This window comes from Mesorhizobium sp. Root695 (genome assembly GCF_001428185.1).
Lineage (GTDB): Bacteria > Pseudomonadota > Alphaproteobacteria > Rhizobiales > Rhizobiaceae > Mesorhizobium.
In genome coordinates this window covers 285,445-310,458 of record NZ_LMHO01000001.1, presented here as the reverse complement: position 1 = coordinate 310,458, position 25,014 = coordinate 285,445, and the positions used below count along the sequence as shown (strand labels likewise).

28 protein-coding genes are annotated in these 25,014 nt (G+C 62.7%); 13 read left to right on the top strand and 15 right to left on the bottom strand.

Annotated features, from left to right (window positions below):
• Window positions 1-84: 84 nt before the first annotated feature.
• The 3 genes from ASD99_RS01560 to ASD99_RS01550 all read right to left on the bottom strand — a co-directional run bounded on the left by ASD99_RS01560 (window position 85) and on the right by ASD99_RS01550 (window position 3,248).
• Complete coding sequence (locus ASD99_RS01560) at window positions 85-546, bottom strand: HPr kinase/phosphorylase (RefSeq protein WP_056589306.1); 462 nt, start codon at window positions 544-546, stop codon at window positions 85-87.
• 89 nt (window positions 547-635) lie between these two features.
• The gene (locus tag ASD99_RS01555; protein WP_056589303.1) at window positions 636-2,420 is read right to left on the bottom strand and encodes a sensor histidine kinase; all 1,785 of its coding nucleotides are present in this window, start codon (window positions 2,418-2,420) and stop codon (window positions 636-638) included.
• Window positions 2,421-2,546: 126 nt separating this feature from the next.
• Window positions 2,547-3,248 (bottom strand): response regulator transcription factor, encoded by a 702-nt coding sequence (locus ASD99_RS01550; protein ID WP_013528337.1) that lies wholly within the window; start codon window positions 3,246-3,248, stop codon window positions 2,547-2,549.
• Window positions 3,249-3,591: 343 nt separating this feature from the next.
• Between ASD99_RS01550 and ASD99_RS01545 the strand changes: the two genes are divergently transcribed.
• The 3 genes from ASD99_RS01545 (at window position 3,592) to ASD99_RS01535 (ending at window position 6,455) form a co-directional block, all read left to right on the top strand.
• Window positions 3,592-5,202, top strand: a complete 1,611-nt coding sequence (locus ASD99_RS01545) for a phosphoenolpyruvate carboxykinase (RefSeq protein ID WP_057142501.1) — start codon at window positions 3,592-3,594, stop codon at window positions 5,200-5,202.
• An 86-nt stretch (window positions 5,203-5,288) separates the two neighbouring features.
• Window positions 5,289-5,726 (top strand): alternative ribosome rescue aminoacyl-tRNA hydrolase ArfB, encoded by a 438-nt coding sequence (arfB, locus tag ASD99_RS01540; protein WP_023810634.1) that lies wholly within the window; start codon window positions 5,289-5,291, stop codon window positions 5,724-5,726.
• Between the two features lie 99 nt (window positions 5,727-5,825).
• Window positions 5,826-6,455 (top strand): alpha-ketoglutarate-dependent dioxygenase AlkB family protein, encoded by a 630-nt coding sequence (locus ASD99_RS01535; RefSeq protein ID WP_057142500.1) that lies wholly within the window; start codon window positions 5,826-5,828, stop codon window positions 6,453-6,455.
• Here the strand turns inward: ASD99_RS01535 and coaA are convergent.
• The 9 genes from coaA to hisB form a co-directional block, all read right to left on the bottom strand.
• Window positions 6,442-7,401 (bottom strand): type I pantothenate kinase, encoded by a 960-nt coding sequence (gene coaA / locus ASD99_RS01530; protein WP_056589294.1) that lies wholly within the window; start codon window positions 7,399-7,401, stop codon window positions 6,442-6,444. The two genes, ASD99_RS01535 and coaA, sit on opposite strands and share 14 nt — an antisense overlap.
• 23 nt (window positions 7,402-7,424) lie before the next feature.
• Window positions 7,425-7,748 carry a phosphoribosyl-ATP diphosphatase gene (locus ASD99_RS01525; protein WP_056589290.1) on the bottom strand — a complete coding sequence of 108 codons (324 nt, stop codon included), beginning with the start codon at window positions 7,746-7,748 and terminating at the stop codon, window positions 7,425-7,427.
• Window positions 7,749-7,757: 9 nt separating this feature from the next.
• Window positions 7,758-8,552 carry an imidazole glycerol phosphate synthase subunit HisF gene (hisF, locus tag ASD99_RS01520; RefSeq protein ID WP_056590098.1) on the bottom strand — a complete coding sequence of 265 codons (795 nt, stop codon included), beginning with the start codon at window positions 8,550-8,552 and terminating at the stop codon, window positions 7,758-7,760.
• Window positions 8,549-9,385 carry an arginase family protein gene (locus tag ASD99_RS01515; RefSeq protein WP_057142678.1) on the bottom strand — a complete coding sequence of 279 codons (837 nt, stop codon included), beginning with the start codon at window positions 9,383-9,385 and terminating at the stop codon, window positions 8,549-8,551. The genes hisF and ASD99_RS01515 overlap by 4 nt, the downstream gene beginning before the upstream one ends.
• Window positions 9,382-10,131 (bottom strand): 1-(5-phosphoribosyl)-5-[(5-phosphoribosylamino)methylideneamino]imidazole-4-carboxamide isomerase, encoded by a 750-nt coding sequence (gene hisA / locus ASD99_RS01510; RefSeq protein WP_056589287.1) that lies wholly within the window; start codon window positions 10,129-10,131, stop codon window positions 9,382-9,384. Before hisA ends, ASD99_RS01515 begins: the two co-directional genes overlap by 4 nt.
• Before the next feature lie 4 nt (window positions 10,132-10,135).
• Window positions 10,136-10,426 carry a DUF1330 domain-containing protein gene (locus ASD99_RS01505; RefSeq protein ID WP_056589284.1) on the bottom strand — a complete coding sequence of 97 codons (291 nt, stop codon included), beginning with the start codon at window positions 10,424-10,426 and terminating at the stop codon, window positions 10,136-10,138.
• A gap of 86 nt (window positions 10,427-10,512) precedes the next feature.
• Window positions 10,513-11,163, bottom strand: coding sequence for an imidazole glycerol phosphate synthase subunit HisH (gene hisH, locus ASD99_RS01500; protein WP_057142499.1), 651 nt, complete (start codon window positions 11,161-11,163; stop codon window positions 10,513-10,515).
• A 1-nt stretch (window position 11,164) separates the two neighbouring features.
• Window positions 11,165-11,644, bottom strand: a complete 480-nt coding sequence (locus ASD99_RS01495; RefSeq protein WP_057142498.1) for a DUF2628 domain-containing protein — start codon at window positions 11,642-11,644, stop codon at window positions 11,165-11,167.
• A 4-nt stretch (window positions 11,645-11,648) separates the two neighbouring features.
• Window positions 11,649-12,248 (bottom strand): imidazoleglycerol-phosphate dehydratase HisB, encoded by a 600-nt coding sequence (gene hisB / locus ASD99_RS01490; protein ID WP_057142497.1) that lies wholly within the window; start codon window positions 12,246-12,248, stop codon window positions 11,649-11,651.
• Window positions 12,249-12,479: 231 nt separating this feature from the next.
• Here hisB and hslV point away from each other — a divergent pair, with 231 nt between their 5' ends.
• The 5 genes from hslV (at window position 12,480) to ASD99_RS01465 (ending at window position 16,760) form a co-directional block, all read left to right on the top strand.
• Complete coding sequence (gene hslV / locus ASD99_RS01485; RefSeq protein WP_056589273.1) at window positions 12,480-13,031, top strand: ATP-dependent protease subunit HslV; 552 nt, start codon at window positions 12,480-12,482, stop codon at window positions 13,029-13,031.
• A gap of 50 nt (window positions 13,032-13,081) precedes the next feature.
• Entirely contained in the window at window positions 13,082-13,645 is a 564-nt protein-coding gene (locus ASD99_RS01480; RefSeq protein ID WP_057142677.1) for a GNAT family N-acetyltransferase, read from the top strand.
• A gap of 4 nt (window positions 13,646-13,649) precedes the next feature.
• Complete coding sequence (locus tag ASD99_RS01475) at window positions 13,650-14,249, top strand: DUF2585 domain-containing protein (protein WP_056589270.1); 600 nt, start codon at window positions 13,650-13,652, stop codon at window positions 14,247-14,249.
• A 4-nt stretch (window positions 14,250-14,253) separates the two neighbouring features.
• Window positions 14,254-15,567: an ATP-dependent protease ATPase subunit HslU gene (gene hslU, locus ASD99_RS01470; protein ID WP_056589267.1), complete on the top strand. Its 1,314-nt coding sequence runs from the start codon at window positions 14,254-14,256 to the stop codon at window positions 15,565-15,567.
• Between the two features lie 233 nt (window positions 15,568-15,800).
• Complete coding sequence (locus ASD99_RS01465; RefSeq protein ID WP_056590089.1) at window positions 15,801-16,760, top strand: DUF1402 family protein; 960 nt, start codon at window positions 15,801-15,803, stop codon at window positions 16,758-16,760.
• Between the two features lie 43 nt (window positions 16,761-16,803).
• Here ASD99_RS01465 and ASD99_RS01460 read toward each other — a convergent pair whose 3' ends face one another.
• Genes ASD99_RS01460 through ASD99_RS01450 form a run of 3 tightly spaced genes read right to left on the bottom strand, consistent with a single transcriptional unit; the run spans window position 16,804 to window position 19,479 of the window.
• Window positions 16,804-18,042 (bottom strand): NAD(P)/FAD-dependent oxidoreductase, encoded by a 1,239-nt coding sequence (locus tag ASD99_RS01460; protein WP_056589264.1) that lies wholly within the window; start codon window positions 18,040-18,042, stop codon window positions 16,804-16,806.
• Window positions 18,039-18,353, bottom strand: coding sequence for a MocE family 2Fe-2S type ferredoxin (locus tag ASD99_RS01455; RefSeq protein ID WP_056589261.1), 315 nt, complete (start codon window positions 18,351-18,353; stop codon window positions 18,039-18,041). The genes ASD99_RS01460 and ASD99_RS01455 overlap by 4 nt, the downstream gene beginning before the upstream one ends.
• A gap of 34 nt (window positions 18,354-18,387) precedes the next feature.
• The gene (locus tag ASD99_RS01450) at window positions 18,388-19,479 is read right to left on the bottom strand and encodes a fatty acid desaturase family protein (RefSeq protein ID WP_057142496.1); all 1,092 of its coding nucleotides are present in this window, start codon (window positions 19,477-19,479) and stop codon (window positions 18,388-18,390) included.
• A gap of 165 nt (window positions 19,480-19,644) precedes the next feature.
• Here ASD99_RS01450 and ASD99_RS01445 point away from each other — a divergent pair, with 165 nt between their 5' ends.
• The 5 genes from ASD99_RS01445 to iolG all read left to right on the top strand — a co-directional run bounded on the left by ASD99_RS01445 (window position 19,645) and on the right by iolG (window position 25,005).
• Complete coding sequence (locus tag ASD99_RS01445) at window positions 19,645-20,676, top strand: LacI family DNA-binding transcriptional regulator (protein ID WP_057142495.1); 1,032 nt, start codon at window positions 19,645-19,647, stop codon at window positions 20,674-20,676.
• Window positions 20,677-21,013: 337 nt separating this feature from the next.
• Window positions 21,014-21,955, top strand: coding sequence for a sugar ABC transporter substrate-binding protein (locus ASD99_RS01440; RefSeq protein ID WP_056589252.1), 942 nt, complete (start codon window positions 21,014-21,016; stop codon window positions 21,953-21,955).
• A gap of 98 nt (window positions 21,956-22,053) precedes the next feature.
• Window positions 22,054-23,130, top strand: a complete 1,077-nt coding sequence (locus tag ASD99_RS01435) for an ABC transporter permease (protein ID WP_056589249.1) — start codon at window positions 22,054-22,056, stop codon at window positions 23,128-23,130.
• 2 nt (window positions 23,131-23,132) lie between these two features.
• Window positions 23,133-23,900 carry an ATP-binding cassette domain-containing protein gene (locus ASD99_RS01430; protein WP_056589246.1) on the top strand — a complete coding sequence of 256 codons (768 nt, stop codon included), beginning with the start codon at window positions 23,133-23,135 and terminating at the stop codon, window positions 23,898-23,900.
• A 109-nt stretch (window positions 23,901-24,009) separates the two neighbouring features.
• Window positions 24,010-25,005: an inositol 2-dehydrogenase gene (gene iolG / locus ASD99_RS01425; protein ID WP_057142494.1), complete on the top strand. Its 996-nt coding sequence runs from the start codon at window positions 24,010-24,012 to the stop codon at window positions 25,003-25,005.
• Window positions 25,006-25,014 lie beyond the last annotated feature (9 nt).

Here is a 25,014-nt window from a genome sequence, read left to right as displayed (position 1 = left end):
TGTCGACGCGCGGCCCGTTGACAAGCCCAAAATTGCGCAGGCCCATGCCATTTTGACGCATTGCAGCACAAAAGCCGGGGCGGATCATAGAAAAGGCGCGATCGACAGCCGCGCCATCACGGCGGGCAAGGCCGTGGCGGCGTTACGCTCGGCAAGGTCGATACGCGGCACTGGGCAGCCTGCGACCGGCGCGCTGATTTCCTCTTGGAAACGGGCCATCTCTGCCTTTGGCACCAGGCTCACATGCAGGTCGATCACTCCGCCCGGCTCGAACGGCAGCGGGCGCGGCATGAACCCAGGCACTTCGGCGAGACCGGCGATGGTCGCCGGCACGCGACAGACCAGTCGCCCGGCGCTGGCCGCGGCAAGCAACCTGTCGTCACCGATCAGCCGTGAGAACAGCCCGCGCGCGCGGCAATGGTCCAGGAGTGTCAGCGCCAGCGTCGTCTTGCCGGCGCCGGACGGCCCGGTGATAAGGACGCCGCGCTCGCCGATCAGGATCGCGGTTCCGTGAATGTTTTCAGGCGGCGCAACTGGATCATGCACGATCTTGCCCGATCATGTTTTTGGATGAAGCATGATCTCTGGACGAACGGAACCGTTCGTCCGAGAAAACCGGTTCCCACTTTGCGGGATCATGCTTCGGCCGGCAAGGTCACGACAAACCGCGCGCCCTTGATCTCGCCGGGCTTGGTACCGGGGATATTCTCGGCGGTCAGCGTGCCGCCATGGGCCTCGACGATCTGCCTGGATATCGACAGGCCAAGGCCCGAATTCTGGCCGAATGCCTCGCCGGCGGGACGGTCGGTGTAGAAGCGTTCGAAGATGCGGTCGATGTTGTCGGCGCGGATGCCGGGACCATTGTCGTCGACGGTGACGATATTGAACTTGCCGGCGCGTGCCAGCGACAGGGTGATGTGGCCATGGTCCTCGGGTACGAAGGAACGGGCGTTCTCGATCAAATTGGTGATGACCTGGCCGATGCGCAGATCATGGCCTACGACGACATAGCCTTTGACGCCCTGCGGCAGTTTGGCGACCTTGAACTCGATTTCGACCGCCTTCTTGTTGCGCGTGGCTTCACGCGAAACGGCGATCAGATCGGTGATGAATTTCTTCAGATCGACCGTCCCGGCATCCTCGCGCGCCAGTTCAGCGTCCAGGCGTGAAGCGTCGGAAATATCGGTGATGAGCCGGTCCAGCCGCCTGACATCGTGCTGGATGATGTCCATCAACCGGCCGCGCGAATTGTCGTTCTTGGCCAGCGGCAGGGTTTCCACCGCGCTGCGCAGCGACGTCAGCGGGTTCTTCAGTTCGTGCGACACGTCGGCCGCAAAGCTTTCGATCGCCTCGATGCGGGCGTAGAGCGCGTTGGTCATGTCGCGTATGGCGATCGACAGATTGCCGATCTCGTCCTGACGATCGGAGAAGTCGGGAATCTCCTCACGGCTCTTAACGCCGCGCCGCACCCGCACCGCCGCCGCCGACAGCCGGCGCAGCGGATTGGCAATGGTGGAGGCGAGCAGCATCGACAGGATGGCGGTGACCAGCGCCGCGATGCCGAAGACGCGCAGGATCGCCTTGCGTTCGGCAGCGACGATCTTGTCGATGTCGCCACCTTCGGTCGACAGCATCAGCACGCCGAGAACGGCGCGGAAGCGCTGGATAGGCACGGCCACGGAAACGATCTGCTCGCCCTGTTCCGAGATGCGCACGATGGTCGACGGGCTGCCGGTGAGCGCCTTGACCACTTCCGGGAAAGCGGCGCCATTGCCGCCCGGCTGCTCGTGATAGACCGGCAGCTCGGTGTTGCGGAAGAAGTCGAAGACGAATTTCTGGATGCGCTCGACCAGATCGGGCTCTTCCTCGTCGACCGGCGGCAGGTCGTAGCGCAGGATCTGGCCGCGCGAATAGAGATGGCGCGAATCGAGCAGCAGATTGGCGTCGCGGTCATAGATGCGAGCACGCGTGCGGGTCGGCGATATCAGCCTTCTCAGCACCGGCGCTACGCGCTCCGGGTTGATCGGGAAGTCGAGATTGTCGAGCTGGTCGGAGCCTGGTCCCAGGCTTTCGCCGGCCTGCAGCTCGAGCAGCTTTTCCGGGTCGATGCTGATCGAATCCGTCTCGACCGTCGCCGAGGCGGCGATCGCACCGGCGATGATCTCGCCCTGGGTCATCAGGCTTTCGACGCGGGCGTCGATCAGCCCGTCGCGGAAGGTGTTGAGATAGAGGATGCCGGTCACCAGGACGGCAAGGCCGGCAAGGTTGAGGAAGAGGATACGCCGCGTCAGGCTGGAAAAGATATGATGGCCGAGGAAGCGGCGCATCGGCACCGTGATCTTCGACACGAAGGACGGCATGATCCGCGGCGGCCGCCTCGAGGCGCCCGCCGGTCTTGTTCGCTGTGCCTCGACTGCCATCGAATAGCAGCTCCCGCCTAGTCTTTGGTTAGATGCATGTCGTTGTTTTGGGCGACATGCACTACCTTGTTTTGATGCAAGTCGTTGTCCCAAAACCGGGACCACTTTTGGGCGACATGCATCAACTCACGCCTCGCGGAACCGGTATCCGACTCCGTAAAGGGTTTCGATCATCTCGAAGTCGTCGTCGACGGCCTTGAACTTCTTGCGCAGCCGCTTGATGTGGCTGTCGATGGTGCGGTCGTCGACATAGACCTGTTCATCATAGGCCGAATCCATCAGCGCATCACGGCTTTTTACGACACCGGGACGTTGTGCCAGCGAATGCAGGATCAGGAACTCGGTGACGGTGAGCGTCACCGGCTCGCCCTTCCAGGTGCAGGTGTGGCGCTCCTGGTCCATGACAAGCTGGCCGCGCTCTAGTGAGCGGGCCTGCTGGCTGGGAGTCTTGGCAGCGGCCTCGCGGGCACTGGCACGGCGCAGCACGGCGCGCACCCGCTCGACCAGCAGACGCTGCGAGAACGGTTTGCGGATGAAGTCGTCGGCGCCCATCTTGAGGCCGAACAATTCGTCGATCTCGTCATCCTTGGAGGTCAGGAAGATCACCGGAAGGTCGGACTTCTGGCGCATCCGGCGCAGCAGTTCCATGCCGTCCATGCGCGGCATCTTGATGTCGAGGATGGCAAGATTCGGCGGGCGTGCCGCCAGTCCTTCCAGCGCTGACGCACCATCCGTGTAGGTCTCGACGCGATACCCCTCGGATTCGAGGGCGATCGACACCGATGTCAGAATGTTGCGGTCGTCATCGACAAGCGCGATTGTTGCCATTTCAAGCGGCTCCCTCATGAGCTGTCCCTTCTTTCGTAGAGAAGGGGCTTTTGCAGGACAAATTAGGTACAAAATGTGGCATAGGCCTTGTCCGCTGTCACGCGCGGCATGCCGGCGGCCACAATCCTACCTTGATATGGATTGGACGAACGAACATCGCCAATCCTTTGGGCAACCGCGAAACTTTTTGCACATATAAACGATTTAAACAACTTTCAAAATATTTAAATCGATTAATGATTTGATATCATTTGACTTTTCTGGTTCTGACCATCTCAGCCTGTGGTGCGGGCATGCCGGAAACGTACCGGCAAAGATGCGGCAAATCCAAGAAGGGAAACCCATGTCGGAAGTCGGCAAACGCAATTCCGCCTGCGCGATCGATCATATCGGCCTGAAAACCACCGGCGTGGTGCGCTATAATTTCGGCGCGGCTGCCCTTTATGAGGAATCGATCCGGTGCGGTGAAGCCCGGCTGACCGCCCATGGCGCGCTGGTCGCCGAGACCGGCCAGCACACCGGCCGCTCGCCCAAGGACAAGTTCGTCGTCCGCGACGACGCCACCGAACCGCATATCTGGTGGGACAACAACAAGGCGATGTCGCCGGCCCAGTTCGACACGCTGCTTGCCGATTTCCAGGCGCATGCCGCGGACAAGGATCTTTACGTCCAGGATCTGATCGGCGGCGCCGATGAGAAACTGAAACTGCCCACCAGGGTGATCACCGAACTTGCCTGGCACTCGCTGTTCATCCGCAATCTGCTCATCCGCCCGGATGCCGCCGAACTCGAGCATTTCGTGCCTGACATGACGATCATCGATCTGCCGTCCTTCCGCGCCGATCCCGTCCGCCACGGCAGCCGCACCGAAACGGTGGTCGCCGTGGACCTTTCGCGCAAGATCGTGCTGATCGGCGGCACCTCCTATGCCGGCGAAATGAAGAAGTCGGTGTTCACCATGCTCAACTATCTGTTGCCGGCGAAAAGCGTGATGCCGATGCATTGCTCGGCCAATGAGGGTGCGGCCGGCGACGCCGCCATCTTCTTCGGCCTGTCGGGCACAGGCAAGACAACGCTCTCGGCCGATCCCTCGCGCACGCTGATCGGCGATGACGAGCATGGCTGGGGGCCGCACGGAATCTTCAATTTCGAAGGCGGCTGCTACGCCAAGACGATCAAGCTGTCAGCGGAAGCCGAGCCGGAAATCTTTGCCACCACGCAGCGCTTCGGCACCGTGCTGGAAAATGTCGTGCTCGACGTCGATGGTGTGCCGGATTTCAACGACGCAAGGCTGACTGAGAACACACGCTGCGCCTACCCGCTGGACTTCATCCCCAATGCCAGCAAGACCGGGCGCGCCAATCATCCGAAGAACATCATCATGCTGACAGCCGATGCGTTCGGCGTGATGCCGCCGATCGTGCGGCTGACCCCGGCGCAGGCGATGTATCATTTCCTGTCCGGCTACACCGCCAAGGTGGCCGGAACCGAAAAGGGCGTTACCGAGCCCGAAGCGACGTTTTCGACCTGTTTCGGCGCCCCGTTCATGCCGCGCCATCCATCGGAATACGGCAATCTGCTGCGCGAACTGATTGCCCGCCATGACGCTGATTGCTGGCTGGTCAACACCGGCTGGACCGGCGGCGCCTACGGCACCGGCCAGCGCATGCCGATCAAGGCGACGCGAGCCTTGCTTGCCGCCGCACTCGACGGCTCGCTGAAGACGGCCGAGTTCCGCACCGACCCTCATTTCGGTTTCGAAGTGCCAGTGGCGGTTCGAGGTGTCGACAGCGCCATTCTCGACCCACGGTCGACTTGGGCCGACAAGGCCGGCTATGACCGGCAGGCGGCAAGGCTGGTCGGCATGTTCGCCGTCAACTTCGAGAAATTCGAAAGCCATGTCGACGCCGTGGTGCTGGGTGCGGCCCCGCGCATGCAGGAAGCCGCGGAGTAATCTCGCGATCGGGCTCGGCCTATCGTTGAAGGGCCCGGTTTCGATCGGGCCTTTTCTTTTTTGATCCGCCGCGCCATGACTGCGGCATGGCGAGCGACGACAACATCATCATATCAGGCGATGCGGTGATCCACCCGGGCGACCTGCACGAGGACTTCATCCGCTCGTCGGGTCCCGGCGGCCAGAACGTCAACAAGGTGGCGACGGCGGTGCAGTTGCGCTTCGACGCGGCCAACGCCACGGGTCTGTCGGAGCGCGTGCGCGAGCGCACCATCAAGCTTGCCGGCCAGCGCGCCACCAAGGACGGTGTCATCGTCATCGAAGCGGGCCGCTTCCGCACCCAGGAACAGAACCGGGCGGACGCTCGAGCACGGCTTACGGCACTGGTCGCCAAGGCCGCCGAACCGCCGCCGCCGCCGCGCAAGAAGACACGGCCGTCGAAAGGCGCTGTGGAGCGGCGGCTGAAGAGCAAGGCCGGACGCGGCACGATCAAGAAACTGCGCGGCCGGGTGGAGAACGATTAGCACCACACCAATCGCGCGCACAAAACGACTTCCGGGTCGCCGTTTTCATTTGGCGATGGCATGCTGGGCTTTTGATGAACGGATCAAGCGACCAACCTGATGCTCGTCCTGCCCAAAGGCGTCCGCCACATGCCGGCCTACCTGTCACGCACCGTACAGGAAGCGCTGGTCGAGGAGGTGAGAAGCATCGTGCAGCAGGCGCCGCTGTTCGTACCGGCCATGCCGCGCACGGGCAAGGAGATGAGCGTGCGCATGACCAATTGCGGCCCGCTCGGCTGGGTCACCGACAAGGAACAGGGCTACCGCTACCAGCCGGCGCACCCGGTGACCGGCTCACCATGGCCGCCAATCCCGGAGGCGCTGCTCGATCTGTGGCGGCAAGTCTCGGGCTATCCGCACCCGCCGGAAGCGTGCCTGATCAATTTCTACACGCCGGAGGCAAAAATGGGCCTGCACCAGGACCGCGACGAGGCCGATTTTTCGGCGCCGGTGGTCTCCGTCTCACTGGGCGACGATTGCCTGTTCCGGGTCGGCCAGACGACGCGTGACGGCGCCACGAAGTCGTTCAGGCTGCAAAGCGGTGACGTCGTGGTGCTCGGCGGCGAGGGCCGCCTGTGCTTCCACGGCGTCGATCGAATCTACCCGTCGACCTCGGCGCTGCTGAAAAATGGCGGGCGGATCAATCTGACGCTGCGACGGGTGACGAAGCCGGCCGTCACAGCTTCCTGAGCGCCACTTCCTCGATCAGGTGGTCGGCGCCCTTGCGCAGGATGAGGTCGGCGCGGGCTCGTGTCGGCAGGATGTTCTCGCGCAGATTCTTCAGGTTGATGTTGGTCCACAGACCTTCGGCGATGGCGCGGGCCGAATCCTCCGAAAGCTGCGAGTAACGGTGAAAGAAGGAGTCCGGATTGCGGAAGGCCGTCTCGCGCAGCCGCATGAAGCGGGAAATGTACCACTGGTGGATCAGCTTCTCGTCGGCATCGATGTAGATGGCAAAGTCGAAGAAGTCCGACAGGAAGGGCACGATCTTGCCGTCCTGCGGCAGCTTGCCGGGCTGCAGGACATTGATGCCTTCGAAGATCAGGATGTCAGGCCGGTCGATGGTTACGAACTCGCCGGGAATGACGTCATAGGTCAAATGCGAATAGACCGGCGCGCGGACATTGGGCAGCGCAGACTTGATGCCCGAGAGGAAGCGCAGCAGCGCGCCAACATCGTAGCTGTCCGGAAAACCCTTGCGTTCCATCAGGTTCTCGCGGCGCAGCACCTCGTTGGGCAGCAGGAAACCGTCGGTGGTGATGAGATCGACCTTCGGGCTCGACGGCCAGCGCGCCAATAGTTCCTTCAGCACGCGCGCAGTGGTCGATTTGCCGACCGCGACGGAACCGGCAATGCCGATGATGAAAGGCGTCTTGACGATGTCCACCGCATTGAAGAAGGCCTGGCGCTGTCTGAACAGCAGTTGGCTGGCTTCGACATGCGCGGACAAAAGCCGCGACAGCGACAGATAGATGCGCTTGACCTCTTCGAGGTCGACCGGGTCGTTGAGCGAACGCAGGCGGCGGAACTCATCCGCGCTCAGCGTCAGCGGCGTGTCGGCGCGGAATTGCGACCATTGCTCGGCGGAGAAGAAGCGAAAAGGGGAATATTTCTCGGTTGGCGCGAGCTGATCCATCGAGATACCTGCCCTCCTCGCGGTCAGCCCTTGGGCCGTGAAGCCTTCTCGGCGATGCCCGAACGGCCGGTGCGGCCTTCGAGTTCTCTAAGCACGTCGCTCAGCGGAACCCCAGAGAGGCCGAGAACGACGAGCCAATGATATATAAGATCGGCACTTTCCGAAACGACGGCCTGCTTGTCGCCCTTGACGGCGGCAATCACCGTCTCGACCGCCTCTTCGCCGAGCTTCTGCGCCGCCTTGTCGATGCCGCGCGCAAACAGTTTTGCCGTCCAGGAGTCCGGATCACCGGAATAGGCGCGTTCCCCGACGATTTTTTCCAGATCGGATAGCGAAAACTCGGTCATGGCCGCCGTTTAGGACCGATTACCGAGGGAGTCCAGCCGCATCGGCAGCCCCGCGGCGGCCATATGCGCCTTGGCCTGCGCTATCGTGTAGGTGCCGAAGTGGAAGATGGAGGCCGCCAGCACGGCGCCGGCGTGGCCATCGCGAATGCCTTCGACCATGTGGTCGAGCGTGCCGACGCCGCCGGAAGCGATGACCGGCGCGCGCACCGCATCTGCAATCGCGCGGGTCAGCGCGATGTCGTAGCCGGCCTTGGTGCCGTCACGATCCATCGACGTCAGCAGGATCTCGCCGGCGCCGCGATCGACCATCAGCTGAGCAAACTCGACCGCATCGATGCCGGTCTTCTCGCGCCCGCCATGGGTGAAGATTTCCCAGCGATCGGCCTCGCCGGCGCCGGACACTCTCTTGGCGTCGATGGCGACGACGATGCACTGGTTGCCGAACTTGTCGGCCGCCTCGGCGACGAAGTCCGGATTCTTCACCGCCGCCGTGTTGATCGACACCTTGTCGGCGCCGGCCAGCAGCAGCTTCCTGATGTCGGCGACCTGGCGCACGCCGCCGCCGACGGTCAGCGGCATGAAGCACTGTTCGGCGGTGCGGGCGACGACATCGAAGATGGTCTCGCGATTGTCTGACGAAGCGGTGATGTCGAGGAAGCAGAGCTCGTCGGCACCGGCCGCGTCATAGGCTTTGGCCGCCTCGACCGGATCGCCGGCGTCGATGAGATCTACGAAGTTGACGCCCTTGACGACACGGCCGTTCTTGACGTCGAGACAGGGGATGACACGGGCTTTCAGCATCAGCGGCCCTCTATCGTGGCGATGAGATCGTTGAGCAACTGGCCGACCAGCGGCGGAACATCGGCCTGCCCGTCGAAAGCCGGATCGTAGGCGGATACGGTGATGCCAACGACCGGCACCGCAAGCGCCATGGCGCAAGCCGCGTCTCGCAGTTGTTCAGGGTTTGGCCCGCCCGATGTGACATAACGGTTGGCCTGCAATTCCCGGGGATCGTGCACGTCGAGATCGAGGTGCATGTGCACGCGTTTGGCGCCGGCGATTTTCAGTCGATCGGTCGCCCGGGCCACCCCGGAGCATTCCGTCCGCACGATCGGCAATGTCTCGAGAAGCTGTTTTTCCGATGGATCGAGATCGCGCGCGTTGACGAGCACGCAGCGCGACGGATCGATCGGCTTGAAGCCGGGAATTGCCGCCGCCATCGGCCGCCAGCACAGGCCAAGCACCGTCGCCAGCGCCATGCCGTCGAGAAAGCCATATGTAGATGTCTCGGGCGTGTTGAGGTCGCCATGCTGGTCGGCCCAGATGATCGCATCGGCGGCTTCGCCGGCGACAGCACCGGCACTGGTCAGGCAATTTCCGGCAAGGACGATGGGAAACCGACCGTTGTCGCGAGCAAGGCGAACCTCGGCCGCAACCGCGTTGCAGACGGCAAAGCCGGTGGCGATCTCGCGCTCCTGGATGTCTCCGACCTTGCCGATGTCTTCAATCATAACGTCATGGCCGGCCATGGTCAGGGCGTCGACGAGACCGCCTGATATCAGCGCGTCCGGGCCCTGGCCCATGCCGCCATGGTAGTGACCGCTGTCGTAGGACGCCAGGATGACGGAGATTTTCACGATCGCGTCTCCGCCGCCGGCCTGCCTTGCAGGATCGCCAGAGCCTCCGCTGGATCGATGCGGCCATCATAGAGCGCGCGGCCGGAAATCGCGCCTTCGAGCTTTTGTGCGTCGGGCATGGTCATGCGCACGATGTCGGCGATCGAGGCGAGGCCGCCCGACGCGATGATCGGGATCGACACGGCATCGGCGAGGTCGATGGTGGCGTCCCAGTTGATGCCGGTCAGCACGCCGTCGCGGTCGATGTCGGTGTAGATGATCGCGGCGACGCCGGCGCCCTCGAACTTCTTTGCCAGTTCGATGACGCCGAGGCTTGACGCCTCGGCCCAGCCCTCGACGGCCACCTTGCCGCCCTTGGCGTCGATGCCGACGGCCACCTTGCCCGGGAATGCCTTGCAGGCCTGCTTGACCAGATCGGGATCGCGCACCGCCACCGTGCCGAGGATGACACGGGCCAGCCCGCGATCGAGCCAGTCCTCGATCTGCGCCAGCGTGCGGATGCCGCCGCCAAGTTGAACCGGGTTTTTCGTCGCCTTGAGGATGGCGCCGACCGCCGCACTGTTGACGCTCTGGCCCTGAAACGCGCCGTTGAGGTCGACGACATGCAGCCATTCGAAGCCCTGCTGCTCGAAGGCTTTGGCCTGGGCCGCCGGGTCGTCATTGTAGATGGTGGCGGTGGCCATGTCGCCGTGCTTGAGGCGCACGCATTGGCCGTCCTTGAGGTCGATGGCGGGGAAAAGGATCATCCGTTCAGGCGCCTTCAACGATGACGAAATGGCCTGATGAGGCGGCAAGCCGGAATTTCGAGGCATGCTGATATTCCGGCGAATGATAGCATTCGACCGCCTTGTCGTAGGATTCGAACTCCACCAGCACGTGACGGTTTCCGGTCTGTCCTTCCGGGCTCTCATGGCGGCCGGCCCGCACCGCGAATTTCGCGCCATATTTCGCAAAGGCGACGGCATTCGCCTCGATGTACTGCTTGTAAACCTCGGGATCGCGGACATCGATCATTGCCATCCAATAGCCCTTCTTGCTCATGGTTTATCCCCTTGTTTGAGCATGATCTCTGGACAAACGGGAACCGTTTGTCCGAGAAAACCGGTGTCCACTTTCGGGATCATGCTCTAGGGCCTCCAGCGCAGGAAATTGGTGATCAGCGCCAGGCCCAGCGCCTGGCTCTTTTCGGGATGGAACTGCGTGCCGACGAGATTGTCGCGAGCGACGGTCGCCGTCACCGGGCCACCATAGTCGGCCACCGCCAGAACTTCGTCCGCCTTGCGCGCATCGAGATGATAGGAATGCACGAAATAGGCGTGCAGCCCCTTCGGTCCGGTCGGAATGCCCGCAAACAGCGGATGCTGGCGTTTGAGCTCGATCGTGTTCCAGCCGATCTGCGGGATCTTCAGTGAGGGATCAGCGGGCGTGATCTCCTTGACGTCGCCTGATATCCAGCCGAAGCCGTTGGTAATTGTCTTTTCCAGGCCGCGCTCGGACATCAGCTGCATGCCGACGCAGATACCCAGGAAAGGCCGGCCCTTGTCGATAGCCACCTCCTCGACCGCTTCCCACATGCCTTCGACGGCATGCAGACCGGCCGCGCAGTCGGCATAGGCGCCGACGCCGGGCAGGACGATGCGGTCGGCGGTGCGGACCCTTTCGGCATCTGATGTCAAGTCGATGTCCGCTAATATGCCGGCTTCACGCGCGGCGCGCTCGAAAGCCTTGGTGGCCGAGCGCAGATTGCCCGAGCCGTAGTCGATGATCGCAACCCGCATGTCAGCGTCTTCCCGGGATGTGGGTCAGCCCCAGCGCCATGCCCGGCTGCGCTGGCCGCGCGAGGGCAGCGTCCGGGACCATGCGTTGCACCGGCGGCGCAACCTCATCGGCAAGCGCTTCCGCTTCCAGCGCATAGCGCGTATCGGCATCGTCAAGCCTGCCGGCCTGAACCACGCCCCATTCGTGCCAGCCGCACCGGCGAAGTGCCGCGATGCGCAACCCCTGCCCTTCCAGGCCGACATAGAGCGAAACCAGCAGCGACAGCAGCGAGCCGGCCAGTCCAAGGCCGAGCTTTTCGCCCAGCATCGAAAACAGGCCCATGATGACGAAGGCGAGCGCTGCTTCGATCCACAGCCGATGCCAGGCGAACCATAATGGCGGCACCAGAAAACCCAGCCAGGTGAAGCCATCGCGGACAAAGGCCGTCGTATCGACCTTCTCGCTGCGGCCGGGCGGTTCCATCACGACGTAGATGGCCATAACCTTACCCCTTCAACGATCCCTTGGTGGAAGGAACCGCGTCCGGCTGGCGCGGATCGCGTTCGAGAGCCGCGCGCAGCGCACGCGCCACCGCCTTGAAGCAGGTCTCGGCGATATGGTGGTTGTTGGCGCCGTAATGGTTGGTGACATGCAGCGTGATGCCGGCGTTCTGCGCCAGCGCGTGGAAGAACTCGCGCACCAGTTCGGTGTCGAACGTGCCGATCTTCGGCGACGAGAAGGAAACGTTCCAGACCAGGAACGGACGGCCGGATACGTCGATAGCCGCGCGCGTCAGCGTCTCGTCCATGGCAAGGTCGATCGAGGCATAGCGCATGATGCCGCGCCGCTCGCCGAGCGCCTTGGTCAATGCCTGGCCGAGCGCGATGCCGGTGTCCTCGACCGTGTGATGGTCGTCGATGTGCAGATCGCCCCTGGTCTTGACCGTCATGTCGATCAGGGAGTGGCGCGAGAGCTGGTCCAGCATATGATCGAAGAAGCCGACCCCCGTGGCGATATCCGACTTGCCGGAGCCGTCGACATGGACCGACACGGAGATGTCGGTTTCCTTGGTCTTGCGGCTCGCTTCGGCGGAACGGGGCGGCATCTCTCTATCCTTGTCCCAGAGGTTCACATCGTGACCAGCTCAGAGGCTTCAAGCGCTCGCAGGCTTGAAAACGAAAGCCTTCTAGCAGCATGATCCCGCGATTGCCAGTTGCCATCCCGGACGGTATCGAGCCGTTTGCAATCACCGACCCTATGCATACATATGGCCGATCAAAGTTACTCGTACCGCGCCAATCGCCTTTTTTGGGATGGCGCTGCTCGGAGCCAGGAAATGTCTAATGAATTGACCATGCACGCCACGACCATCGTGACGGTGCGCAAAGGCAATAAGGTGGTGATCGCCGGCGACGGCCAGGTCAGCCTTGGCCAGACCATCATGAAGGGCAACGCCAAAAAGGTGCGCCGCATCGGCAAGGGCGGCAATGTGATCGCCGGTTTCGCCGGCGCCACCGCCGACGCCTTCACGCTGCTGGAGCGGCTCGAGGCCAAGCTCGAACAATATCCCGACCAGTTGACGCGCGCCTGTGTCGAACTCGCCAAGGACTGGCGCACCGACCGCTATCTGCGCCGGCTGGAAGCAATGATGCTGGTTGCCGACAAGTCGGTCTCGCTGGCGCTGACCGGCACCGGCGACGTGCTCGAACCCGAATTTGGCGTCATGGCCATCGGTTCGGGCGGCAATTACGCGCTGGCCGCGGCACGCGCGCTGATGGACAGCGATAAGGACGCCGAGGAGATCGCCCGCAAGGCGATGCAGATAGCGTCCGACATCTGCGTCTACACCAACAACAATTTTGTTGTCGAAACGCTCGATGTCGCCTGAAAAGGCCGATCATGATCCCGAAAAGTGGAAACCGGTTTTCGGAGAAGATCATGGTCAAACAGGAAGATAGAGCCCCATCCCGGTCTCATCGGGATGAATCGGGCTCGCTCTACGATTTTCGGCCGGTGACCGAGAAAGACCTGCCGATGATAGCCGGCTGGTTGGCAGAGCCGCATGTTGCGGAGTGGTGGGACGATCCGGAGACTGAAATCGCTGGGATTCGCCAGCACATCGATAGCATTTCCGTCGAGCCGCTGATCGTCGAGCTCGACGGCAAGCCGATTGCCTATCTGCAAAGCTACGATCCGCATCTGGAAGACGACCATCCCTATGCCGACCAGCCGTTCGGGACGCTCGGCATCGACCTTTCGATCGGCCGGCCGGAGCTGGTCGGGCTCGGCCATGGCTCTGCGATCGTGCGTCAGTTCGTCGAACAGCTTTTCGAGGAAGGCGTCCCGCGCGTCATCATTGACCCGAATCCGGCCAACGGACGGGCCATCCGCGCCTATGAAAAGGCTGGATTCACGCCTATCGACCGCAGGCAATCGATCTATGGCGACGTCGTTCTGATGGCCGTCGATGCCGAAGCGAGCGACGCGGAAGAGGGGAAATGATCCGATGACGACACCGGTCAGGGACGGCAGCTATTCGGCCTATGAAGACAGCTGGCGGATGGGGCTTCTGCTCGTGCTCGCGATGATCATCTTCCAGGCCGGGGCGCTCTACGGCATGGGCCGGACACCGATCTGCACCTGCGGCTACGTCAAGCTCTGGCAGGGTGTCGTGCAGAGTTCGGAGAATTCCCAGCACATTTCGGACTGGTACACCTTTTCGCACCTCATCCACGGCTTCCTGTTTTACGCTCTGGCGCGATTCCTGTTCCCGCGTTCGCCGATCGGGCTCCGGCTGGCCTTCGCCGTCCTCATCGAGGGCGGCTGGGAATTGCTCGAGAACAGCCCGTTCATCATCGACCGGTACCGCGCCGGCACCATCTCGCTCGATTACTACGGCGACAGCGTCATCAATTCGGTGTCCGACACATTGGCCATGGTGCTGGGATTTGTGATGGCGCGAAGGCTACCTATATGGGTGATCGTCAGCCTCGCCATCCTCTTCGAACTCGGTACCGGCTATCTCATCCGGGACAATCTGACACTCAACGTGATCATGCTGCTGCATCCGTTCGAGGCCATCAAGCAGTGGCAAAGTGGAATTTAGTGATATGAGCACATTTTCTCCCCGCGAAATCGTTTCGGAACTCGACCGCTTCATCATTGGCCAGAAGGACGCCAAGCGCGCCGTGGCTATTGCCTTGCGCAACCGCTGGCGCCGCCAGCAGTTGGAAGGCCAGATGCGCGATGAGGTGATGCCGAAGAACATCCTGATGATCGGGCCGACCGGCGTCGGCAAGACCGAGATCTCGCGTCGCCTGGCGCGTCTTGCCGGCGCGCCTTTCGTCAAGGTCGAGGCGACCAAGTTCACCGAAGTCGGCTATGTCGGCCGCGATGTCGAGCAGATTATTCGCGACCTGGTCGAGATCGCCATCGGGCTGGTGCGCGAGAAGATGCGCGAGGACGTCAAGGCGCGCGCCCACGTCAACGCCGAGGAACGCGTGCTGGAAGCGCTTGTCGGCAAGACGGCGAGCCCGGCCACCCGCGATAGCTTCCGCAAGAAATTGCGCGACGGCGAGCTCGACGACAAGGAGATCGAGGTCGAGGTCGCCGACACCGGCAATGGCGGCATGCCCGGCTTCGAAATCCCCGGCATGCCGGGTGCCAATATCGGCGTGCTGAACATCAACGACATGCTGTCGAAGGCGATGGGCGGCAAGAAGACCAAGACGCGCAAGACGACGGTGAAGGAATCCTACGACCTGCTGGTCAATGACGAGTCCGACAAGCTGCTCGACCAGGACGAAGTGGTGCGCCGGGCGCTCGATGCGACGGAGAACGACGGCATCGTCTTCCTCGATGAGATCGACAAGATCGCGTCGCGTGAAGGCGGCATGGGCGCCGGCGTTTCTCGCGAAGGCGTGCAGCGCGACCTGCTGCCGCTGATCGAAGGCACGACGGTGGCCACCAAATACGGACCGTTGAAGACCGACCACATACTCTTCATAGCCTCCGGCGCGTTCCATGTCTCGAAGCCGTCCGACCTGCTGCCGGAATTGCAGGGCCGCCTGCCGATCCGCGTCGAGCTGCGGGCGCTGGAGAAGGACGATTTCGTCCGCATCCTGACCGAGACCGAAGCCAGCCTGATCAAGCAATATATCGCCCTGATGAAGACCGAGGGCGTCGACCTGACCTTCACCGACGATGCCATCGATTCGCTGGCCGGCATCGCTGTCGACCTCAACGCCAGCGTCGAGAACATCGGCGCAAGGCGGCTGCAGACGGTGATGGAGCGGGTGCTGGACGAAATCTCCTACGACGCGCCCGACCGCAACGGAACGAGCGTCACCATCGACGCCGCCTATGTGGAAAAGCATGTCGGCGACCTGTCGCGAAACACGGATTTGTCGCGATTCATCCTTTAAACGACGGCGCCGGGTTGTTCCGGCGCCGGCTCAGGCACATTTTCCGGCAAACAAAATCATGTGTGGCCAGATGGTACCATCTGGCCACCTTTCGTAGTGCCGGGTGAAGGGGTGCTCTCGACTCGACCAAGAGCTTTACCTAGTTTGCGCGACAATTCTCGATCTCTTGGTTTGACGCAATTCCGGACGGAAAACCGTTTCACACTTTCCTGGAATTGCTTGGGCGGCGGCGCATGAAAAAACTGATCCTGATCATTCTCGGCTTGACGCTGGCGGCGACGCTGTTCGCGACTGAGGCGGCAACATTGGTGCCGCCGGGAAACCGCAATGCGGAGCAGCCTGACATTCCCGGCGCCTCCAGCCGGCGCACCCAGGCCACCAACACCACCTTCCAGGCAAAGTACCGCAAGGTTTACGCCCTGCTGCAGAACGACGCCGATCTGCGCGGCAAGATTAAGAAGGCAGCAGCCACCTACGGCATCGATCCGATGCACATAGTCGGCGCCATCGTCGGCGAGCATACCTACAATGTCGACGCTTATGACCGGCTGCAGACCTACTACGTCAAGGCGATCTCCTACCTCTCCAGCAAGCTGTCCTTCGCCTATGACGGCGAGGACATCACGGATTTCGTGCAGCGGCCGGAATTCAAGAAATGCGCCGCAATGTCGGACAGCTATGATCTATGGGAATGCCGCGAGCAGGTGTGGAACCATTCGTTTCGCGGCAAGTCCGTCGGCGGGACAAGCTTTCCCGACGACCGCTTCGGCGCCACCTTCTTCCAGCCATATTATGCCGGCCAGACCTTCGGCCTCGGCCAGCTCAACCCGCTGACGGCCTTGCAGATGAGCGATCTCGTGCACAAGGTTTCGGGCCTGCCGAAGCTTGACGTCGCCGATCCCAATTCGGTCTACAAGACCATCATGGATCCCGACCTGACGCTGCCTTACGTGGCGGCAACGATCAGGAAATCGATCGACGCCTACAAGCGCATTGCCGGCTTCGACATTTCGGGCAATCCGGGGCTGACCGCCACGCTCTACAATGTCGGCAATCCGGAGCAGCGCGCCGATGCGCTAAAGGCGGAGAACGACAGGCGCCGCGCTACCGGCGAGCCGGAAAAGCTGCCCGAGGAGAATTACTATGGCTGGCTGGTCAACGACAAGCTGCCGGAGCTGAAGGCGCTGTTTTAGGGGCTTCGGCTCTCTGTTCCCAGCTGTCGCCGCCTTCGCAAGCTCAGGCCGCCAGCAACGACTTCAGCTTGACGGCCTGCGAACCCAGTGCCTCCGGCGCCGGCTTGGCCCACTTGCCGATCAGCATTTCGGCCAGCCTGATATCGCGGGCGACCGCGTTGCCGGGGCCGATGCCGCTGGCCGCCACCAGCCTGCCGTCCTCGGCCAGGTGAAAGAGAATGAAGGCGCCGTCGTCGAGGTCGCGGCGCACGATGCTGCGGCCTTCGTCGGAAAGCCCGGCAATCTGCAGGGATAGACCATATTGATCCGACCAGAACCACGGCACCGCCGCGTGAGCCTCGCCGGCGCCCAGCATGTTCCTCGCCGCCAGCGCGCCCTGCTCCTGGGCGTTGCGCCAGGCTTCCAGCCGCACGCGGCGGCCACCATAGACGGCGAGCGGAAACGAGCAGCAATCGCCGGCGGCAAAGATGTCGGGATCGCTGCTGCGCAGTTCGGCATCGACAGCGATGCCGTTGTCGATCGTCAGCCCCGCTTCGGCCGCAAGCCCGGTCACCGGCACGGCGCCAATGCCGACGACGGCGAGATCGGCTGATATCTCCTGTCCGCCGGCAAGCGTCACCCGCACCTCTTTGCCATCGTCGGCGATGGACGCGATGCCGTCGCCGCACAGGATCTTCACGCCTTCGGCGACATGCGCCTCATGGATGATCTCGGCGATCTCGGCCGGAACACCGCGCATCAGGATGCGCGGCTGCGCCTCGATGACGGTGACCGCGGCGCCCAGTTTGCGGGCGGCGGCAGCAAGTTCGAGGCCGATGAAGCCGCCGCCGATAACGGCGATACGGTTGCCGGCGGTGAGATGCGCGCGAATGGCGAGCGCGTCAGTGAAGGTTCTGAGATAGACGCAGCGCGGACCCAGCCCCGGCATCGGTAGCTTGCGCGGCGTCGAACCGGTTGCCAGCAGGAGCTTGTCATAAGGCAGGACCGAACCGTCCGACAGGCGCACCGCATGCGCCGCGCGATCGATCGCCACGGCCTGAACGGAATGGATATGCCGGATCGATTTCTCGGCCAGAATTGCGTCGCTGGCGATCGCCTTGATTTCAGGCGCTTCGCTGACCATCGCGTCCTTGGACAGCGGCGGGCGCTCGTAGGGCAGATGCGGCTCATCGCCGACCAGCGTCACCGCCCCGTCATAGCCCAGCTCGCGCAGTGCCAACGCTGCGCGCCCACCGCATTCGCCGGCGCCGATGATGACCATTCCCCGCGCCATATCAGTCATCCGATCTGGATCAGGACTTTGCCGGCGTCGACCTTGACCGGGTAGGTTTTCAGATTGACGCAGACCGGCGCGCCGCGGGCGGCACCCGTCTTGTAGTTGAAGCGGCCATTGTGCTTGGGGCATTCGATGATGTCATCCATCACCAGCCCGTCGGCCAGGTGCACCTTTTCATGCGTGCACAGGCCGTCGGTGGCGAAGAACTCATCGTCCGGGCTGCGATAGATGGCGAAGGTGCGGCCGCCATGGTCGAAGCGCATCACATCCTCCTCGTCGATGTCGCCGGCGGCACAGGCCTCGACCCAGTCGCTCATTAAGTCCTCCCCTGGAAATCGGATAATCACACGATCATTCCGCCGCGGCAGCGGCGGCATTATCGTGGAATTCTTCGCGGTATGGCCTGGCGGTCGGTGGCAGCTCGCGCTTGAGGAAATAGTCCTCGTTGCGCAGTTGGCGCAGGAAGGCCGGGATCATTTCGCGGTAGCCGGCCAGGATCGACGGTGTCGGCGCCGGCAGATCGTGCTTGATCAGTTCGTGCAGCTTCGGCAGCGCATGATAGGGCACCATCGGGAACATGTGATGCTCGACATGGTAGTTCATGTTCCAGTAGATGAAGCGGCTGATCGGGTTCATGTAGACGGTGCGGCTGTTGAGCCGGTGGTCGGTGACGTTGTCAGCCAGGCCGCCATGCTGCAGCAACCCGACCATGACGTGATGCCAGGCGCCATAGAGCCTGGGCAGGCCGACCAGCATCAAGGGCAGGAACGACCCGGTGTAGAACGCCAGCGCGATGGTGGCGGCGTAGATCGCCGTCCAGATGCGGGCGATGCGGATCGCCTTGGGCTGTTCCTGCTCGGGAATGAAGGTTTTTTCCGCCGCGCTGATGTTGCCGGCGGCGTTGCGCAGCATGTCGCTCATCGCATGCCAGGCGTCGAGCAGGCCGACGAAGCCGAGGATGGCTCGAACCAGGTCCGGCGGCCGCATGACCGAGATTTCCGGGTCGCGGCCAACGATGATGGTGTCGGTATGGTGGCGGGTGTGGCTCCAGCGCCAGGTCACCGGATTGCGCATGATCATGAAGCAGGCGATCTGATAGACCACATCATTCATCCACTGCGTGCGGAAGGCGGTGCCATGGCCGCATTCGTGCCAGCGTGAATCCGTCGACGAGCCGTAGAGCACGCCATAGACGAAGAAGAACGGCACGCACCACCAGCTACCCCAGAACCAGGCACCGCCGGCACCGCTGACGATCAGTGCGGCGAACCAGATGATGGTATCGCGGATCGCCGGCCCGTCGGAGCGCTGCATCAGCGCCTTCATCTGCTTGCGCGGAATCTCGGTGTGGTACCATTCGGCCGCCGACAGGCCCGTCTCGACGGCGAGCTTGGCGTCGCGGCCGATCAGGCTGTAGTCACGCCGGGATGGCGCAGCATTCATGGTTGCCTCCCACAGCAAGGCACTCGCCGGAGCGAATGCTGGAATCCCTTCACTTCGAGCCTCAAAATAACGCCGACCGATGATAGACTCAACATCACAAAGATGGTTTCTATCATTTCCTATCATAATGATGTAGGAAACCTCAGGCGATCCAATGAGGCAAGCATGGCGAAACGGCCGACCATATCAGACCTGGCGCGCATCTCCGGTGTCAGCGTCGCCACGGTTGACCGCGTGCTCAACAGCCGCCTGCCGGTCCGCGAGGAAACGGCGCGCCGCGTCTACGAGGCGGCGACCGAGATCGGCTATCACGCGGTCGGCCTGATCAAGCAGCGGATGCGCCATGAATTGCCCGAGTACCGGCTCGGCTTCCTGCTGCTCAAGGGCAATTATGTCTTCTACAGCGAGCTCGCTCGCGAGCTTGAACTTGCCGTGTCGCGATCGTCGCGTTTCCGCGGCGTTGCCACAATCGACTTTGCCGATTCGCTAGCCCCCGACGAGATTGTCGAGCGCGCGCGCAGGCTGGCGGCCAAATGCAGGGCCGTCGCCCTAGTCGGGCCGGATCATCCGACATTGACGGTCGCCGTCGAGGAGATGAAGACGAAAGGGTTGCCGGTGTTTTCCCTGCTGTCCGACTTCGCCGCCGGCATTCGCGAAGGTTATGTCGGCCTCGACAACCGCAAGGTCGGCCGCAGCGCGGCCTGGATGATCTCGAAGGCGGCGAAGCGGCCGGGCAAGGTCGCGCTTTTCGTCGGAAGCCATCGCTTTCACGGTCACGAACTGCGCGAGATCGGCTTTCGCTCTTTCTTTCGCGAGCAGGCGCCGGAATTCACCTTGCTCGAGACATCGGTCAATCTGGAGGCCAACCAGATTACCCAGGACACGCTGCTCGATCTCCTTGGCCGCCACCCTGATCTGGTTGGCTGCTATGTCGCCGGCGGCGGCATGGAAGGCGCTGTCGCGGCGCTCAGGCAGGCAAAGCCGGCCGAGATGCCCGCGGTCATCTGCAACGAGATCAACGCGACATCGCGTTCCGCCCTGGCCGATGGCATCCTGACGATGGTGATCTCCACGCCGCTGGCCGCCCTGTGCCGCGAACTGGTTGACCTGATGGCGCACGCCATCGAGACGGGTGCTGCGAACGCGCCTGGCCAGACCTTCCTGCCGTTCGACATTTATCTGCCCGAAAATATCTAGGCTCTCGAGCTTCGGTTCGGCCGCAGTGCCAGTGACGATGCTGCCAAGCATGGGCTGATCGCCGGCGACCGGCGGCAAGCGCCCGTCATCCGGAAATCGCGCATCGGGTCTTGGAATCTCCCTTGACGTCTCACCGCAAAATGGAATAAATATTTCACCAACTGTGTATTTTGGTTCTTTCGTTCCGGAGCTTCTTTTTCAAACGGATAGCTTGGCGTTCCAGCAAACGGCAAGGCGTCCCCGGAACGAGACGATATTAGGGAGAGATTCCCCGGGGAGATCGGGGATTCCGGATAAATCGGTGAAACCGGACACCAAAATGTGGAGGAGAAACACAATGAAGAAACTGATTTTGGGCCTCGCTTTCGCGGCGCTGATGAGTTCATCCGCCATGGCCGCCAAGATCGGCGTGTCGATGGCCAAATTCGACGACAACTTCCTGACCGTGCTGCGCAACGGCATGATCGAGCAGGCCAAGGGCATGAGCGGCGTGGAACTGCAGGTCGAGGACGCGCAGAATGACGTCGCCAAGCAGCTCGACCAGATCAAGAACTTCGCCGCTTCGGGCGTCGACGCCATCATTGTCAACCCGGTCGACACTTCGGCCACGCAGGCGATGTCGGACGCAGCTGCCGCGGCCAAGATCCCGCTGGTCTACGTGAACCGCGAGCCGGTCAATGTCGACACGCTGCCGGACAACCAGGCATTCGTTGCCTCGAACGAGGCCGATTCCGGCACGCTCGAGACCAAGGAAGTCTGCCGCCTGTTCAAGGAAGCCGGCAAGAAGGAGGCCAATGTCTATGTGATCATGGGCGAGCTCTCCAACCAGGCCGCCGTGCAGCGCACCAAGGACATCGACGACGTGATCGCCACGCCGGATTGCAGCTTCATCAAGATCATCGACAAGCAGACGTCGAACTGGAACCGCGACGAAGCGCAGAACCTGATGACCAACTGGCTGTCGACCGGCAAGCCGTTCGATGGTGTGATCGCCAACAATGACGAAAGCGCCATCGGCGCCATCCAGGCGATGAAGGCCGCCAACATCGACATGAAGACGGTCGTGGTCGGCGGCGTCGACGCCACGCAGGACGCGCTTGCCGCCATGCAGGCGGGCGACCTCGACGCAACCGTGTTCCAGGACGCGGCCGGCCAGGGCGCGGGTGCACTGGACGCGGCGCTCAAGCTCTCCAAGGGCGAGAAGGTCGAGCACAAGGTCTACGTCCCCTTCCAGCTGGTGACGCCAGCGAACATCGACAAGTTCCTGAAGAAGAACTGAGCGGCGGACTACGGAGCGGCGCCCACAGCGCCGCTCCTCTTTCCCTCGGCGCCGGCAAGGCAGCAAGGGGCGACCGCAGCTGACGGAGGACAGAATACGTGGCACAGACATCTCATGGCGTCGGCGGGGCCGGCTATGACGCGAAGAAGCGCGCATGGCCTGCCGAAATCAACGTCTTCCTGGCGCTCGTCATTCTTGTTGTCGTCTTCGAATTGATCGGCCGCATCTTTCTCGGCGACAGTTTCCTGTTCAACACCCGCAGCGACGTCAGCGCGATCTTCAACGAGGCACGCCTGCAGATCATCATCCTGCAGGTGTCGATCGTCGGCATCATCGCCATCGGCGTGACGCAAGTGATCATCACCGGCGGCATCGACCTGTCCTCGGGCTCGATCGTCGGCGCGACCGCGATGATCGCCATGAGCTTCGCCCAAGTGGCGACGGTCAACGGCAACCCCAACCCGAAGGCGATGTTCCTTGCCCAGGGCTGGACCGACCTGCCTGTCATTGTGCCCGTGCTCGTCGCGATCGGCTGCGGCCTGTTTGCCGGCCTGGTCAACGGTGCGTTGATTGCCTACACGCGCATTCCGCCGTTCATCGCCACGCTGGGCATGATGGTCACCGCGCGCGGCATCGCCAAATGGTGGTCCAAGGGTCAGCCTATCTCGTTTCCCACCGAGGGTTTCGCGGCCATCGGCAAGGGCCTGATGCCCGTCATCATCTTCCTGTCGCTGGCCGTGCTGTTCCAGCTGATCATGACCTACACCAGGTACGGCAAGCATTGTTACGCGATCGGCTCCAACGAGGACGCCGCGCGCATGTCCGGCATCAAGATCGCCAACCACAAGATCCTCGTCTACGTCATCGCCGGCGTGCTTGCAGCACTCGCCGCCGTGGTGCTGAGCTCCAAGAACCTGACCGCGCAGTCCGGTATGGGCGTGATGTACGAACTCGACGCGATCGCCATGGCGGTGATCGGCGGCGTCTCCTTGTCGGGCGGCCGCGGCTCGATCATCGGCACAGTGATCGGCTCGCTTATCTTCGGCGTCATCATCTCCGGCTTCACCTTCCTGCGCCTCGACGCCTACTACCAGGAGATGGTCAAGGGCGTGATCATCGTCGGTGCGGTCGTTCTCGACCAGTGGCGCCAACGCCTGCGGGCAATGAGGGCTTGACCATGTCAGACATCGTCCTGAAGACCGAAAACCTGACCAAGCGCTATGGCGGCGTGCATGCGCTGGAAGGCGCCAACTTCGAACTGCGCAAGGGCGAGCATGTCGCCATCATGGGCGACAACGGCGCCGGCAAATCGACCTTCGTGCGCCAGATCACCGCCGTCGAGCAGCGCACCAGCGGCCATATCTGGTTCGACGGCAAGGAAGTGAATTTCACCGGCCCGATCGAGGCCCGCACGGCGGGCATCGAGACCGTGTTCCAGAACCTCGCGCTGGCAGACGATCTCGACGTGCCGTCCAACCTGTTCCTCGGCCGCGAAAAGGTGCTGTTCAACCTCGGGCCATTCTCGATCCTCGACCGCAAGTATATGCGCAAGGCGACCGAAGCGGCGCTGATCCGCACGGCGGTAAAAATCCCCAATCTGTCCAACACCATCCGCCACATGTCTGGCGGCCAGCGCCAGTGCGTGGCGATCGCCCGGACCGCGACCTTCGCCTCCAAGCTGATCATCATGGACGAGCCGACGGCGGCCCTTGGCGTGCAGGAGACAGCGCAGGTCGAAAACATCATCCGTACGCTGAAGGACAATGGCGACCCGCTGATCCTGATCAGCCACAACATGCGCCAGGTGTTCGACCTCTGCGACCGCATCGTCGTGTTCCGGCGCGGCCGCATCGTCGCCAACCTGCGCAAGCAGGACACCGACGGAAACGATATCGTCTCCTACATCACCGGCGCCAAGACTGGCGAGGCCGAACTCGCGGCTTGAGGCCGGGCGCGGAGGCGGTGGTCACCGCCTCCCTGTCGATCTTGTCTTGACCGCAAATCACCCGCGCCGATGACCGGCGCCCCGCTTCGAACCACTCAAAGGACATTCCATGACTCTCCGCTTCGCCCTCCTCGGTGCCGGCCGCATCGGCAAGGTCCACGCCCGCGCCGTCGGCTCCAACCCGCAGGCCAAACTGGTTGCCGTCGCAGATGCGTTCGAGAAGGCGGCAAAGGAACTGGCATCGGCCTATGGCGCCGAAGTGCGCACGATCGACGCCATCGAAAAATCGACGGATATCGACGCCGTCGTCATCTGCACGCCGACCGACACCCATGCCGATTTGATCGAGCGTTTCGCCAAGGCCGGCAAGGCGATCTTCTGCGAGAAGCCGATCGACCTCAACGTCAAGCGCGTCGAGAAGTGCCTGGCCGTGGTCGAGAAAACCAAGGCGACGCTGATGGTCGGCTTCAACCGCCGCTTCGACCCGCATTTCGCCGCCGTGCGCAAGGCGATCGACGACGGCGCCATCGGCACCGTCGAGATGGTCACCATCACCTCGCGTGACCCGGGTGCGCCGCCGATCGACTACATCAAGCGCTCGGGCGGCATTTTTCGCGACATGACCATCCATGATTTCGACATGGCGCGCTTCCTGCTCGGCGAGGAGCCGGTGGCGGTCAGCGCCCATGCCTCGGTGCTGGTCGACAAGAAGATCGGTGCGGCCGGCGATTTCGACAGCGTCAGCGTCATCCTCGAAACCGCTTCCGGCAAGCAAGCCGTCATCTCCAACTCGCGCCGCGCCACCTATGGCTACGACCAGCGCATCGAGGTGCATGGCTCGAAAGGCATGATTGCTGCCGAGAACCAGCGGCCGGTGTCGATCGAACTTGCGAACGAGAAGGGCTACACCCGCCCGCCGCTGCACGACTTCTTCATGACCCGCTATCTCGACGCCTATGCCAACGAGATCGCTGCCTTCATCACCGCAGCGACGTCAGGCAAGAAGGCGGCGCCGAGCGGCACGGACGGGCTGGTGGCGCTGAAGCTGGCGGATGCGGCGCTGAAGTCGGCGACCACAGGCAAGACCGTTCGTCTCGACAAGTAAGAACCCTTA